The organism is Flavisolibacter ginsengisoli DSM 18119 (assembly GCF_900129295.1).
In the GTDB taxonomy this organism is placed as follows: Bacteria; Bacteroidota; Bacteroidia; order Chitinophagales; family Chitinophagaceae; genus Flavisolibacter; species Flavisolibacter ginsengisoli.
The window spans coordinates 17512-32558 of the sequence record NZ_FQUU01000003.1 but is presented as its reverse complement, the minus strand read 5'-3'; the positions used below and the strand labels follow the sequence as shown (position 1 = coordinate 32558).

Below are 15047 nucleotides of genomic sequence, written 5' to 3'. Positions count from 1 at the left end.
CCTTGTGACTGGCAAATGTTCAAAATTGACAGATTTTGAATAAGTTACTCAATTAAACAGCTTTTGCAATAAAGGAAAATACTTACCCTTGCATTGCCTTCTATAAATGATTGATTTTGATGACAATAGATTCCATGCTATTAATCAAATTGCTACATTTATCAAAATAAGCCACTTGAAACAACGATATTATTCCCTGGATGTTTTTCGTGGGGCCACCGTTGCCCTGATGATATTGGTAAATAACCCAGGTTCCTGGTCACATATATATGCACCATTGGAACATGCACCCTGGCATGGTTTAACTCCTACAGACCTTGTTTTTCCATTTTTCCTTTTTGCAGTGGGTAATGCCATGGCCTTTGTAATGCCACGGCTGGAGGAAGCCGGGGACAGTACATTTTGGAAAAAAGTTATCAGGAGAAGCTTGTTGATCTTTGCCATAGGCTTGTTTTTAAATTGGTGGCCATTCAGCAGGTGGGAAGGTGATCAATTATTTGCCAATGGATGGACCTGGACAAATAGCCAGGGAAAATTGGTGGGTGTTCGCATTTTCGGGGTATTACAAAGGATTGCCGTTTGTTATTTCTTTGCTTCCATCATTGTGTATTATTTAAAAGCAAGAGGTGCCTTTTTGCTGGGCCTGATCTTCCTGCTTTTTTATTGGTTATTCTGTTTTATCGGCAATCCTTCCGATCCTTATAGTTTACAAGGTTGGTTTGGAACCAATATGGACCTTGCTATTTTGCATGATCAGCATATGTACCATGGAGAAGGTGTTGTATTTGATCCCGAAGGTCTCATGAGCACTTTACCAGCCATTGTACAGGTGATCTTTGGTTATTTGGTGGGTGACTATATCGTAAAGAGAGGAAAACATGTTCAGCAATTGGCTGATAATGCCGTGAAAGGATTTGAGATCTACCAAACGCTTACAGTTTTATTTGTGGCTGCCATGGCTTTTTTGATCAGCGGGTATATTTGGGGTCTTAGTTTTCCCATCAATAAAAAAATATGGACAAGTTCCTATGTAATGGCCACAACAGGGTTGGCTATAGCTATATTATCCACCCTTATCTATGTTATAGAAGTTAAAGGTATGCGTGGATGGCTTACCAGGTTCTTTGATGTTTTTGGGAAAAACGCCTTATTTGTATTTGCGTTGAGTGCCTTCCTGCCAAAAGGACTTCGCCTGATACGAATACCCAACGGATTTAATGACAAAGGGGAGGCTTTATACACAAGTCCATGGAGCTGGATCTATGAAAGCGTCTATAAATTTATTCCAGGACCGCCGGAAATTGGATCCCTGGTATTTGCATTAACTGTGATCATTTTCATGTGGGCTATTTGTTATGTACTGGATAAGAAAAAAATATACATCAAAGTATAATTGTATTACATAGCTTTTAAGGAGACTGCCACTGAAAAGCAGGTAATATTATACAACATTCTCAACCTGGTTGCATATATGGCCGGTACAATATATATTTGTCAACACCTAAGGGTTTATATGTAAATAATATCCTAATCATCCAAATGAAATCCAAGTCCATCCTTGCTTATCTACTCTTATTCATAGCCTGCTGTGCCTTCGCCAGCCGGATTGTACCTAAACCTTCAGAGGATCATTCCAGGAACCTTGGTCATGCCTGGGAAGAATTCGATACCTCCTATTTTGCGAAATTTCAAAGTGTCAATGATATCATCCTGGCTTCCGATTTTCATTTTAAAGATCAAAGCAAAAATAATCTCAACTATTTCAATTTTGTAGCAGAAGTAGTGCGTAAACGTTTTTATCACGGCTACTCACATTATACTGCTTCAGATAATATTTTTGCCTGGCTTGCAGGCACTCTTGTTTGGAACCATTTATCTGCTATTGTCCTTCCAGACGATATTATGAAACACCCAATGGCCGCTTGTAGTCAACAAGCCATTGTCATGATGGAAATATTTAAACGGAAAGGGATAGATTTTAGGAAAGTTGGCTTCCCAAATCATTATACTGTGGAGGGCAAAATTGATGGCAAATGGCAATACTTCGACACCAACCTGGAACCTGATTTCAATAACAAAAGAGAATCCTTACAATTACTATTAACAAGTAACAGGTTTGATTCTGTTTATAGGATTCCAGAAAAAAGTATTGCGGATTTTCATGAAGCTGTTTCTCATCCTAAATACGGAAAGGTTAATGCAGACCCGGCACCGGTTGCCACCTTATTTCACAAATCCTGTTTTGTATTGCAATCATGGGGCTTTATTTTTTGCAGTGTACTATTTGCATTTTTGTTATTGAGTAATCTCCAAACGCATAGGCTTGTCCAATTTTTTAAATTAAAAATAGCTTACAATAATGCTGCTTAAGTACTAGATCTAACTCTTTTTGAAATTCCATTAGCCTTTGCTACCTACTTCCAAATGAAATGCAATGATGTGACAGCTTGTGAACCCAGGCAATGTAGTCAGGTTTTAATTCGTTCAAAATAATTTACCCTGCTCCCCTGGCCTTCTGAAACCACTGCAATCCAGGTTCATCCTTTCATGGCCGAGCCCATATTTATGAGTATATGTGTGGTACTGGTCGTTGATCAGCTTTGCTATGTGTCCTTCCCCACTCATCCGCACCCCGTAGCGGCTATCAGAAACTTTTCCATCATGACCATCTTCAATCATATGCCATACTTTATCTGCCCGTTCAGGAAAGTTCTTATACAACCAGTCATGGAATAAAAACTTGACACTCCCATTCAGCCGGACAAATGTATAGGCTGAAAAGGTAGCACCTGCATCACTTCCGGCTTTAAGAATTGCAGGCATTTCGTGGTCGTTTAAGCCAGGGATCATTGGACCTAACATCACACCTGAAGGTATCCCCACCTTACTGAGTTCATGGATCACCCTTATCCTTTGTTGCCCGGTTGTAGTTCTGGGCTCCATGGCCCTTCTCAGGTCTTCATTGAAGGAGGTGACTGACATCAGTACAGACACCAAGTTCTTACTGGCCATTTCTTCCAATAAATCCTTATCTCTGAGTATGCCGGCATTCTTTGTAATAATGCCAACAGGTTGGTTAAATTCATTACATACTTCCAGCAATTGCCTTGTGATCCGAAATTTCTTTTCTGCTGGCTGGTAACAATCGGTATTACCACTTACGCCAATGGGCACACATTCCCATTTCGGATGCATCAGGAAATTTCTTAATAACCTTGGCGCATCTTTTTTAACCAGTATCTTACTTTCAAAATCCACCCCTGCACTATATCCCCAGTATTCAAAAGAATTACGTGCATAGCAATAAACGCATCCATGCTCACATCCCTGGTAGGGGTTCATACTGTACCACATCCCCACATCAGGACTATCCACTTTGTTGACAATAGTTTTAGGAAATATCTCCAAATACCGGGTATGGATACCTTCTTCTATCCATTCATCTATTCCTTCTATATGCTCACGGGTTATTTCAGTTTTAAGGAACTTATTTGGTGTATTAAACTGTGCACCCCTGCCCTTTTTATAATTGTTGGCAAAAGCATCCTTGTCAAAATCTTTCATAAGAATTCAATAAATAACAGGGGTTGAAATAGTATTTCAGGCAAACAAGGCACCTTGCCTGGTTATAACAGGCAGGTTCTGGAAATCAAAGCGCCTGGCTATCTGGAAAGCTAATTTAGTATTGGCATTGCGCTTCAACAGCAACATGTGGTCAGCTATAAATCTACCTGTAAAATGACGATGTGAATATTCCAGCCATCCTTTTTCGTATTGCCAGGGTTTTAATTTTGAACCTACAGATATAAATGCATCATCAATAAAATGGGGCTTCAACTCTTTGCCAGGCTTCATCAATAGCTGCACATCTTTTAATGCTACGGATAGCTTTTTAATAGGAAGTTTAGACAGTACATTGATAAAGATGGTATGGGAAGGAAAGCTTCCAAAATCCTTCAATTCTATTTTGAAAGGGGCAAAACCCATGGCAATGGTATTGATTCGCTGCATTATCCTTTCTTCATTCATCTCGAAAGCATAGAAACGTACCACTGTTATGTGTGGCTTATTATTTTTAGGTAAAGGCACCTGGTAGGTTTCAGCAAACTCTCCCCTTATTTTTTTTAGCCGGTTCCACAATTCCTCATGAGGTTTTAAAACCAATTGGTATTCGTTTATACGATAACCTGCCATTTTCAGATCGGGAAGTTCCATATTATCCTTTTAAGGGTGAATAATCTTATTGCAATTTACTAATTATTTTAGCATATGCCAACAAAAAAATATCCACACTAAATAGGTGATCATTTAAATTAAAGTGTTGATTTATGTGTTTGCATATGCTCCAGCAGGGACTTCACCTTATTAATACCAATCTTTTCTGCCCATTCCAGTGGACCATAAGGATAATTCGTTCCTAATTTCATAGCAAGATCTATTTCAGCGGGTGTGCTTACATTTTCTTCCACTGCTAACCATGCTTCATTGATGATCTTACAGACTACCCTGGCAGAGACAAACCCTGTAATATCTGGCACCCAGCAAACCTGTTTACGAAACTGATTCAATATATTTTCACCCTTTCCTTTTTGAGATTCAGAAGCAGCCCCTTCAACCAACCCGGACGCTAAAAATGTTGGCCAACCATTTATGCGAATGAAGTCTGCAGAAAGCATTCCTAATGTATGTATCACACTATTAATAATGACAGGCTTTGGTAATAAACCTTTTAATGCTTTTATCCTTTCATTGGTGGGTTCGAAAAGCAGGTCCACAAAACCGTCTGCATATTCATGCTTCAGCATTTCACCAACGCTATCCACATAAATACATTCAAGGGAAGGCTCTGTGCCATTTTGAACTAATTCTCCCTTCAAAGATTCACCTGTAAGAATTACGATCTGCATCACACGAATTACCTTATTTATATCCATTTATACAAATTCATGACTTAGCGGTTTAAAATTTATTACAGGAATCCACATAAAATCATGTAATTCGTAGTATGGAAAAAAAGATCATAACTACTAAAAACGCTCCCGCACCCATAGGCCCTTATAACCAGGCTATCCTGGTCAAAGACACCATCTACATTTCCGGCCAGGTTTGCATTGACCCATCCACAGGAAATTTAAAAAATCGCGATATCCAGGAAGAAACTCACCAGGTGATGCAAAACCTTAAAGCTATTTTACAGGAAGCCGGAATGACCTTTAATGATGTGGTAAAGTCCACCATATTTATTACCGACATGAACCGGTTTAGCGAGATCAATGAGATCTATGGCAAATATTTTTCTGATAGTTTTCCTGCAAGGGAAACAGTCCAGGTATCTGCGCTTCCTAAATTTGTGAACGTAGAGATCAGTATGATCGGCGTGAAGGCGTAATTAATTACAACACTCTAACTATTTATAAAAGGCTTTACTGATTTACAGGAAAGCCTTTTTTACTTGTATGGAAGTTAGCATAACTCAGAAAACTATTATTTAAAATGAACCATCTTAATTGAAGGTAAATAGTAACGCTAGACCAACGGAAGGGCAACAGGATGCTTTCCTCTGAGTATCCCTGCTATATACCCGTACCATCCCCGAACGATTCCCGCTCACGTACGGGGAAACAACTGCGATAGTACGTGGATACTAGGGACTTAGTACGGGTATATGATATGGTAACCATAAGGACACACTATCGATTTATTAAAGAAGATTAATACTACCAGTGGATAGCAGTACAAGTATTGATAGATAGTTTCAGAAATTATAAATCCATTAATAAAATATAAGTTACTTCCTGAAGACACTTGCTTTTCCTTAATTTCAAAAAAGAAACAACAGATCAATCCATTTATTCCAGGGCAATGCAAAAATTTCTGAGACGATTATTGTTGAAACCAGTGTTGTGGTTTAGTGCCAAATATTCTTCACATCCAAACAAGCAACGTGTATTCACCGCTCTCAGTGATCTTTTATCCTGTATTTTGAATGGAAAAACAAAAAAAGGATTGGTGATCCCTTTTGATATTCACACCGGTAAGTTTATCATATTTTCAGACATGCATAAGGGCCGAAGGAATGGTGCAGATGATTTTATGTTATGCGAGCCCAACTACCTGGCCGCACTGGATTACTATGACACAAAGGGCTTTCATTTTATTGCCCTGGGAGATAGTGAAGAACTCTGGGAAAATCTTTGGCCTTCCGTAAAGAAAGCGCAACAGCCCTCATTCGAAAAAGAAGCCCGCTTCATTCCAAAAAACGCCTTTATAAAGATATTTGGCAACCATGATCTTTATTGGGATAACGATCCTTTTGCAGGCATGCAATTAAAAGAAGCTTATGGTTATGATGTTCCTATTTATGAGGGTGTGATCCTGCAGACCAGGATCAATGAAAGGACCATCAATATATTTTGCACCCATGGCCACCAGGGAGATGAAATAAGCGATGGAAATATGCTGAGTAAATTCTTTATATCCAGGATCTGGGGGCCTTTACAATCTTACTTAAAGATCAATCCAAATACGCCTGCTTACGATGCACAATTAAAAACCGTGCATAATGAGATGATGTATGAATGGAGTGCTCAGCAACAAGACCTCTTCCTCATAACAGGGCACACACATCAGCCGGTTTTTGAAGCATTAACGCATATTGAAAGATTGTACCGGCAATTACAGTATGCACAAAAACTAAATGACAAGGGCATGATTGAGGCCCTGGAAAAAGAAATACAAGCTAGAAAATTTGAATACTCAAAAATTTCAGAAGATTACCTCCGTTTAAAACCAACCTATTTTAATTCAGGTTGCTGTTGTTATAGTGATGGAGATATTACGGGCATTGAGATAGAAGAGAATTGTTTTCGGCTCATAAAATGGCATTCCAAACAGGGAACAGCACAAAGGATCATTTTGGAAGAATCGCCTATTGAGGAATTATTGGAAACAATTAATGGCACCAAATAGTAAGGCACCATGTAATTAACACGGTGCCTTACTATTATTATTTTAAAATGTCTTCCTAAAAGCCTTTTGAATTCAGGCTATTATTCTTCCTGTTAATATCCGGAAGATTCTTATCAGGATCCAGTACTACATCTGTAATGCGGCTGGTAGTGTTTACGTTAAACGTCCATTCCGATCCTCTTTGCCAGACTTCCACCGGGAGATTGATCCTTTGTTGTTTACCATTGGCTTCCTTCACCAATACGGTTACAGGCATAGCCATTTCCTGTAAGTTCTCTACAGTTATCGATGCACCCTTCTCAGGAACATTATCATTATATTTTACACCTGCTACTGATTGGTCAAGTTTATAGTTGTTGAATATCCATTCTCTCCAGAACCATGCAAGATCTTCCCCGCCCACATTTTCCATTGTTCTGAAGAAATCATATGGCGTTGGGTGTTTAAATGCCCAGCGGCTTATATAGGTTCTGAATGCCTTATCAAACCGATCAGGTCCAAGAACAACATCTCTTAAAGCATGCAACATCATAGAGGGCTTCAGGTAAGCCGCAATACCCAGGTTAGGCTGCTGTATTACTTCAGGTGTAGCCCACAAGGGATCCATCTTTTCATTAAATACAGACTTTATCATTTCATCCTCCGGGAAAAAAGAAAACTGTGCATATTCGCCCTTGTTGAAAGCCTTAGTTGAGATATCATTAATGAATGTATTGAAGCCTTCATCCATCCAGGCATATTTACGCTCATTGCTTCCAACGATCATAGGAAACCAAGTATGCCCAAATTCATGATCCGTAACACCCCAAAGATCTCCACCAATGCTTGAAGAACTACAGAAGACAATTCCCGGGTATTCCATACCACCTACAATTCCTGCCACATTGGTAGCAACAGGGTATGGAAATTCAAACCATTGATTGGAGTAATGTTCTATAGAAGCTTTTACCATTTCAGTGCTTCTTTGCCAGCCATCCTTCTTTATGCTTTCTACCGGGTAAGCACTCATGGCTAAAGATTTTTTACCACTTGGCAAATTGATACGTGCAGCGTCCCATACAAATGCCTTAGAAGCAGCCCAGGCCACATCCCTTGTATTCTGGATCTTGAATTTCCAGGTAAGGTTGGCAGATGAAGGCCTCGACTTTGGATCTTTAACTTCCTCTGCACTGCGCAAAACAACAGTCTTGTCACTATTGCGTGCATTGCTAAGGCGGCTAACCTGTGCGGGTGTTAATACTTCCTTTTCATTTTGCAATTCCCCTGAACCTACAATGATCAAATTGGCCGGAGCTGTTATAGCATACTCAATATCTCCATATTCCAGGTAAAATTCACCTGCTCCCAAATAAGGTAAAGTGTTCCAACCCTGGATATCATCATATACAGCCATGCGGGGAAACCACTGCGCCACTTCATATATCCAGCCATTCTTTGTATTCAATCTACCCATACGATCTGTACCATATTCAGGTATTACAAATTCATAACTGAGGGTAATCTTTGTTTTGCTACCTGCAGGTTTCAAAGATTGCTGCAACCACACCTGCATTCTTGTATCTGTGGTTTTATATTCCGGGGTATATTTCTTCCCCTCAGATTCCACAGTAATTGATTTGATCACATCTCCTTGTGTGAAATTAGCATTGGCCCATCTGCCACCTGTTTGCGTGGTAGTAGCAGAGCCCCTTGAATCCTCCTTGTAAATATTTTGATCCATTTGCAACCAGAGGAAGTTTAAGTTATCAGGACTGTTGTTCGTATAAGTGATCTCTACAGATCCTGTTACTTTATGCTGGGCAGTGTCCAGCGTACTATTGATCTTATAATCTGCCCGGTTTTGCCAGTATTTTGGACCGGGCTCACCACCTGAGCTACGAAACTCATTGGCAGCTACAGGGTAAAACTGGGGATCGAATAATTTTTTATGGTCGTAATTAGATTGAGAAAATACAAGCAGTACCAGGCTATTCGCCATTACAAACAGGGCAAGTTTCTTCATATTGTCAAGAATAAGGGTTGTAAATTAAATGTTTTTATAGAGTTGTTGTATAGTGTACTTACAACAGTAATCCTTTTTAGCATTTCCTGCTGTTAAATGTCTGGTTAAAAACTGTAAAGCTAACCATGCTTTATAAGTATAAAATGTGCTTGTGAAGTTATTCGAATAGCCGTTCCGCCAATTCCACGCTTTCAGGCTTCCCTACATCTAAAAATTTACTCTCACTATGGTCGAACCCTGCAATTTTATTATCATGCGCCAGGGAAAGATATACATCAATCAGTGAAAACTTATGTTGTAATGTTATCAAATCAAAAACGCCCGGTTCGAATATGGCAAGCCCACTGTAAGCTTTTTCAAACATATCCTTTGCTTCCAGTGCTATTCTTTCTTCCCTTGTTTGTATATTCCTCCAGCCGCATAAGCGATTATATTTATTGAAAAGCAGGTATCGGGATGTCTTCCTGTTGGTAATAGCCAGGGTGATCAATGAGTTTTCCTGTTGATGGGTGGCCAGGAAATATTTCAGGTTGGCATCCGTTAGTATATCCACATTTATGGTAAGAAAGGCATCCCCTTCCAGGAATTTTCTTGCTTTCATCAATCCCCCACCCGTTTCCAGCACTTCATCTTTTTCATCACTTATAGTGATATTACTGCCCCAACCTTTTGATTTATCAATTGCATCTATGATTTGGTCGGCAAAATGATGCACATTCACCACAAAATCCATTATATCATATTTCTGCAGGTACTCTACATTGCGTTGTAAGAGGCTTTTACCATTGACAATAGCTAATGCTTTCGGATGAGTATCAGTCCATGGCTTAAAACGCGTACCCAATCCTGCACAAAATATCATTGCTTTCACAATTCCTCCTTTTTAACTACCGTATTCTTCCAGTCTTTGGCCTCCTGTTCCCGGTGAGTCAATTCTATTTTCACCTTAAACTTTGTTTTCAAATGTCTTGCCAATGCATCCGCTGCATACACACTTCTGTGCTGGCCACCTGTGCAACCAAAATTTACGCAGAGGCTGGTGAACCCTCTTTTTATATATGCTTCCACTGAAATGTCGACAATATCAAAAACACTGTTCAGGAAGTCTTCCATCTTTGTCTGGCGTTCCAGGTATTCCATAACCGGTTTATCCCGGCCATGAACCTCTTTGTATATATCATGTCGACCGGGGTTATCGATGCCCCTGCAATCAAAAACAAAACCTCCACCATTACCGCTGGAATCTTCAGGAATGCCCTTACGGTAGGAAAAGCTGCTGACCTTTACCAGCAAGGGAGTCTCTTCATCTGCCTGCACAGGATTGAAGCGTTCCATTACTTCCTGGTCTATACAAATATTCAAGACCTTTCTGAATTCGGGCACTACAATTCCCAGGCTATGGTTTTCAATAAACCAACTTAAGTTTTGAAGTGCAAGAGGTATGCTGGTTAGAAACTGGGCCTTGCGTTCAAACAATCCACGAAAACCATAAGCTCCCAATACCTGTAATAACCGGATGAGGACATAACCATTATACTGGCTGCGAAATACTTCTTTATCGATAGAATCCTGGATGATGCTTTCAAAAGAGTTCATATAATCTTCCAGGAGGTTCGCTTTCCAGTCATCAGGAAGATTGGCCCTTGCCTGCCATATCATACTTGCCACATCATACTGTGGAGCTCCTTTCATTCCTCCCTGGTAATCTATAAAATGAACAGAATTGTCTTCTTTCACCATGATATTCCTGCTTTGGCAATCACGGTACATGAAGTATTTATATTCTGTATGTGTGAGGTAATTGCTCAGGGCCTCAAAATCATCTATCAGTTTCTGTTTATCATAAGGCTTGCGCAAAGCATCTAAAAAGTAGTACTTAAAATAAAGCAGATCAGCCATGATGGCCTGCTTACCAAATTCTTTATTGGTCAGGCATTTATTATAATCCAATCCTTCGTCGCCATATACCTGTAATCTTGCTAGTTGGTGCAGGCTTTCCCTGAATAAACTGTACACCTGGTCTGTAAATCCATGCTTTTCCAGCATATCCAGTAAAGAAACATTATCAAAGTCCTCCTGCAGGTAAACGATCCTGTCATGGTTGATACCAAGAATACGCGGAACAGGCAATCCCCTTTTGGCGAAATGACCTGAAAAATAAATGAATGCTTCATTTTCTGCGACATTTAATCCATAGGTACCTATCACGGTCTCTCCACGTTCATTATACAATCTGAAATACCTTCTTTCACTTCCTGATTGAGGCAACACATCAACGTGGTGGGGATCTTTCCCGGACCAGCTTCTATACAAATGCGAAACGGAATCTATTATAGACTGCATACAACAAAAATACCTTCCTGGTTAAAAAGGGTTGGCTAAGAAAGGTAATTCTTTTCAACTGACATAAAATGGTTTACAAACAGAATTCAGCCGGTTGGCCATAAAGAATCACGGAAGCCTTTATTTTGCAAGAATTAAACAGGTATCTAAATACATAGCCTGGCCTTCGTTAATCAGGCCTTGGCTACCTTTATACCCCGATTTGCCAATTATATGAATAAAGAATTAACCCAAAAGGTCCGTATCGTTACAGCAGCCTCACTTTTTGATGGCCACGACGCTGCCATCAATATCATGCGCCGCATATTACAAAGCAAAGGTGCCGAGATCATTCACCTGGGACATAATAGGAGCGCCCATGAAATAGTGGAATGCGCCATTGAAGAAGATGCCCAGGGCATTGCCATCACCTCTTACCAGGGTGGACATGTGGAGTTCTTTAAATATATAAAAGACCTGCTTGATGAAAGCGGTTGTGGACATATTAAAATATTCGGAGGCGGCGGTGGTACCATTCTTCCGCAGGAGATCAAAGAGCTACAGGATTATGGAATCACGCGCATCTATTCTCCCGATGATGGGAGAAAAATGGGATTGGAGGGAATGATTGAAGACGTCATCAACAGGTGCAAAACAAATGAAGGCAAAGGAGGTGAAAAAGATTCTGATTTTTGGAAAGCTTCTGAAAAATGGAATGGAAAATTGCCATTGGGCGAGAAAAAAGATATCCGGCGTATAGCCCGGGCCATCACAATGGCTGAAGCAGGTTTTACAAATAACAAAACGACTATATCCGCCAACAACTTAAATGCTAATGCGCCTGTACTTGGCATTACAGGCACCGGCGGAGCAGGCAAATCTTCAGTAACGGACGAAATCGTTAGACGTTACCTAAACACTTTCAGGGATAAGACCATTGCAGTGATCTCCGTTGATCCTTCAAAGAAAAAAACCGGTGGTGCTTTATTGGGCGACCGTATCCGCATGAATTCCATTTCATCACCAAGAGCCTATATGCGTTCACTGGCAACAAGAGAAAGCGACAAGGCCCTCAGCGAATATGTTCAGGATGCCATAGATGTGTGCAGGCAGGCAGCTTTTGACTTTATTATCCTGGAAAGCGCAGGAGTAGGGCAAAGCGATGCTTCTATTCTTGACTATTGTGATATCAGCCTATACGTAATGACACCTGAATATGGTGCTGCTTCTCAATTGGAAAAGATCAATATGCTTGATTATGCCGATGTGGTGGCCATCAATAAATTTGACAAGGCGGGAGCACTTGATGCCCTCCATGATGTGCGTAAGCAATTCAAGCGCAATCACCAGCTTTGGACTGCCAAAGATGAAGAATTACCTATAGTAGGAACCATAGCAGCACAGTTCAATGACCCTGGCGTTAATGAGCTGTTCGAAAAGCTAATTGTGGCTATTTCAAAAAAGACGGGAAAGGAATTCGCCGGCATTGAAACGCATGCCCATATAAAAGATACTTCAACAAAATCCCAGATCATTCCCCCAAAAAGAATAAGGTATCTCTCAGAAATTTCAGATAATAACCGGACCTATGATCAATGGGTGACCGAACAATCTGCCATTGCTTCGAAACTATACCAGGTAAATGGGGTATTGGAAACCGTAGGGAAGGAATCACCGGCCTATAATGAGCTTGATGTTTTACGGAGGCAATTGGAAGATGCTTTACATCCTGAATGCAAAAGATTAATAGATAAATGGCCGGGGCAGGTGAAAAAATATACCTCGGAATTTTTTGAATACCAGGTCCGCGATAAAGTGATCAGGCAATCACTGACCACCATTTCTCTCAGCGGCACACACATTCCAAAGGTTGTCTTACCCGCTTATAAGGATTGGGGTGACCTTTTGAAATGGCAATTACAGGAAAACATCCCGGGAGAATTTCCTTATACAGCGGGTGTATTTGAATTAAAAAGGCAGGGTGAAGATCCCACCAGGATGTTTGCCGGCGAAGGAGGACCTGAACGCACCAATAAACGTTTTCACTACGTTTCAGAAGGGCAGCCTGCCAAACGGTTGTCCACGGCCTTTGACAGTGTCACGTTGTATGGTGAAGACCCTGCTCCCAGGCCTGATATTTACGGTAAAGTAGGAAATAGCGGGGTTAGCATTGCCACAGTGGATGATGCAAAGAAGTTATATAGTGGCTTTGACCTTTGTGATCCCAAAACCTCTGTGTCCATGACCATTAATGGGCCAGCCCCCATGTTACTTGCTTTTTTTATGAACGCTGCCATTGACCAGCAGTGCGAAAAGTGGATTGAAGCCAATGGCAAATGGAATGAGGTACAATCTGTGCTTGAGAAAAAATATGGCCGCCTGCCAAAGCCTATTTACTATGATCCATCCTCTCCTGAACGCTTACCGCATGGTAATAATGGCCTCGGCCTGAAGCTGCTTGGACTTTCAGGTGAGGAAGTGGTTCCTGCCGAAATATACCTTCAACTAAAAGCGGAAGCGCTCTCCCAGGTTAGAGGGACAGTGCAGGCTGATATACTGAAAGAAGACCAGGCACAGAATACCTGTATATTTTCCACTGAATTTGCGCTGAAGCTAATGGGTGATGTGCAGGAATACTTTATTGAAAATAAAGTACGCAACTTCTATAGCGTTTCTATATCGGGCTACCATATAGCCGAAGCGGGCGCCAATCCCATCACTCAACTGGCATTTACCCTTGCCAATGGATTTACCTATGTTGAATATTACCTGAGCAGGGGTATGAACATTGATGATTTTGCGCCCAATCTTTCTTTTTTCTTCAGTAATGGTATGGATGCCGAATACAGTGTAATAGGCAGGGTGGCCAGGAGAGTATGGGCCAAGGCCATGAAATATAAATACAAAGGCAATGACCGGTCACAAAAATTAAAATACCATATTCAAACCTCCGGAAGGTCGCTGCATGCACAGGAAATAGATTTTAATGATATACGCACCACATTGCAGGCCCTGTATGCCATTTATGACAATTGTAATTCCCTTCATACCAACGCCTATGATGAAGCGATTACTACACCCACTGAAGAAAGTGTACGGCGTGCTATGGCCATTCAATTGATCATCAACAGGGAACTGGGATCTGCTAAAACAGAGAACTTTATACAGGGAAGCTTTGCTATTGAAGAATTGACAAATCTTGTGGAAGAAGCTGTTCTTTCAGAATTTGACCGCATTACCGAACGGGGTGGTGTACTTGGAGCAATGGAAAGGATGTACCAGCGCAATAAAATACAGGAAGAAAGTCTTTATTATGAACATCAAAAGCATACAGGTGAATTGCCACTGATAGGAGTAAATACTTTTCTTAATAAAAAAGGCAGTCCTACTATTTTACCCGGAGAGGTCATCCGTTCCACCAGGGAAGAAAAAGAACAACAGATACAAAACCTGCATGCATTCTGGGAACGAAATAAAAATAAAAACACCCAGGCTTTGCAAAAGCTGAAAGAGGTAGCTATCAATAATGGTAATTTATTTGCCGAATTAATGGAAACTGTCAAGTATTGTTCACTTGGCCAGATAACACATGCGCTATACGAAGTAGGCGGACAATACCGGCGCAATATGTAATTATATTGTAAGGGCACCTGTAAAAGGGCCCTTTATATTTATACCACTATATGAAAGTTTTCAATTGTTGCTGATCTGTTAAACCAGCAGTATTATTATTTTATACTATAGTATCTTAACA

11 protein-coding genes are annotated in these 15047 nt (G+C 40.5%); 5 read left to right on the top strand and 6 right to left on the bottom strand.

Annotation, left to right across the window (positions count from 1 at the left end):
- Positions 1-175 precede the first annotated feature (175 nt).
- Complete coding sequence (locus tag BUA53_RS04040; protein WP_072834281.1) at positions 176-1393, top strand: acyltransferase family protein; 1218 nt, start codon at positions 176-178, stop codon at positions 1391-1393.
- A 146-nt stretch (positions 1394-1539) separates the two neighbouring features.
- Positions 1540-2370 carry a hypothetical protein gene (locus BUA53_RS04035; RefSeq protein WP_072833979.1) on the top strand — a complete coding sequence of 277 codons (831 nt, stop codon included), beginning with the start codon at positions 1540-1542 and terminating at the stop codon, positions 2368-2370.
- Positions 2371-2484: 114 nt separating this feature from the next.
- On the opposite strand, the gene BUA53_RS04030 is transcribed toward BUA53_RS04035, so the two are convergent.
- The 3 genes from BUA53_RS04030 to BUA53_RS04020 form a co-directional block, all read right to left on the bottom strand.
- Entirely contained in the window at positions 2485-3564 is a 1080-nt protein-coding gene (locus BUA53_RS04030) for a PA0069 family radical SAM protein (protein WP_072833978.1), read from the bottom strand.
- Positions 3565-3600: 36 nt separating this feature from the next.
- Positions 3601-4215, bottom strand: coding sequence for a 2'-5' RNA ligase family protein (locus tag BUA53_RS04025; RefSeq protein WP_072833977.1), 615 nt, complete (start codon positions 4213-4215; stop codon positions 3601-3603).
- Positions 4216-4313: 98 nt separating this feature from the next.
- Positions 4314-4934, bottom strand: a complete 621-nt coding sequence (locus BUA53_RS04020) for a 3-hydroxyacyl-CoA dehydrogenase family protein (RefSeq protein WP_072833976.1) — start codon at positions 4932-4934, stop codon at positions 4314-4316.
- Positions 4935-5005: 71 nt separating this feature from the next.
- Between BUA53_RS04020 and BUA53_RS04015 the strand changes: the two genes are divergently transcribed.
- Complete coding sequence (locus BUA53_RS04015) at positions 5006-5389, top strand: RidA family protein (RefSeq protein ID WP_072833975.1); 384 nt, start codon at positions 5006-5008, stop codon at positions 5387-5389.
- Between the two features lie 473 nt (positions 5390-5862).
- Complete coding sequence (locus tag BUA53_RS04010; protein ID WP_072834280.1) at positions 5863-6969, top strand: metallophosphoesterase; 1107 nt, start codon at positions 5863-5865, stop codon at positions 6967-6969.
- A 55-nt stretch (positions 6970-7024) separates the two neighbouring features.
- Here the strand turns inward: BUA53_RS04010 and BUA53_RS04005 are convergent, their stop codons facing one another.
- From BUA53_RS04005 to BUA53_RS03995, 3 genes are all read right to left on the bottom strand, one after another.
- Positions 7025-8971: a M1 family metallopeptidase gene (locus BUA53_RS04005; protein ID WP_072833974.1), complete on the bottom strand. Its 1947-nt coding sequence runs from the start codon at positions 8969-8971 to the stop codon at positions 7025-7027.
- A gap of 157 nt (positions 8972-9128) precedes the next feature.
- The gene (locus tag BUA53_RS04000; protein WP_175546022.1) at positions 9129-9833 is read right to left on the bottom strand and encodes a nucleotidyltransferase family protein; all 705 of its coding nucleotides are present in this window, start codon (positions 9831-9833) and stop codon (positions 9129-9131) included.
- Positions 9834-9838: 5 nt separating this feature from the next.
- Positions 9839-11314, bottom strand: a complete 1476-nt coding sequence (locus tag BUA53_RS03995) for a RapZ C-terminal domain-containing protein (protein WP_072833972.1) — start codon at positions 11312-11314, stop codon at positions 9839-9841.
- 213 nt (positions 11315-11527) lie between these two features.
- Between BUA53_RS03995 and BUA53_RS03990 the strand changes: the two genes are divergently transcribed.
- Positions 11528-14926 (top strand): methylmalonyl-CoA mutase family protein, encoded by a 3399-nt coding sequence (locus tag BUA53_RS03990; RefSeq protein ID WP_072833971.1) that lies wholly within the window; start codon positions 11528-11530, stop codon positions 14924-14926.
- Positions 14927-15047 lie beyond the last annotated feature (121 nt).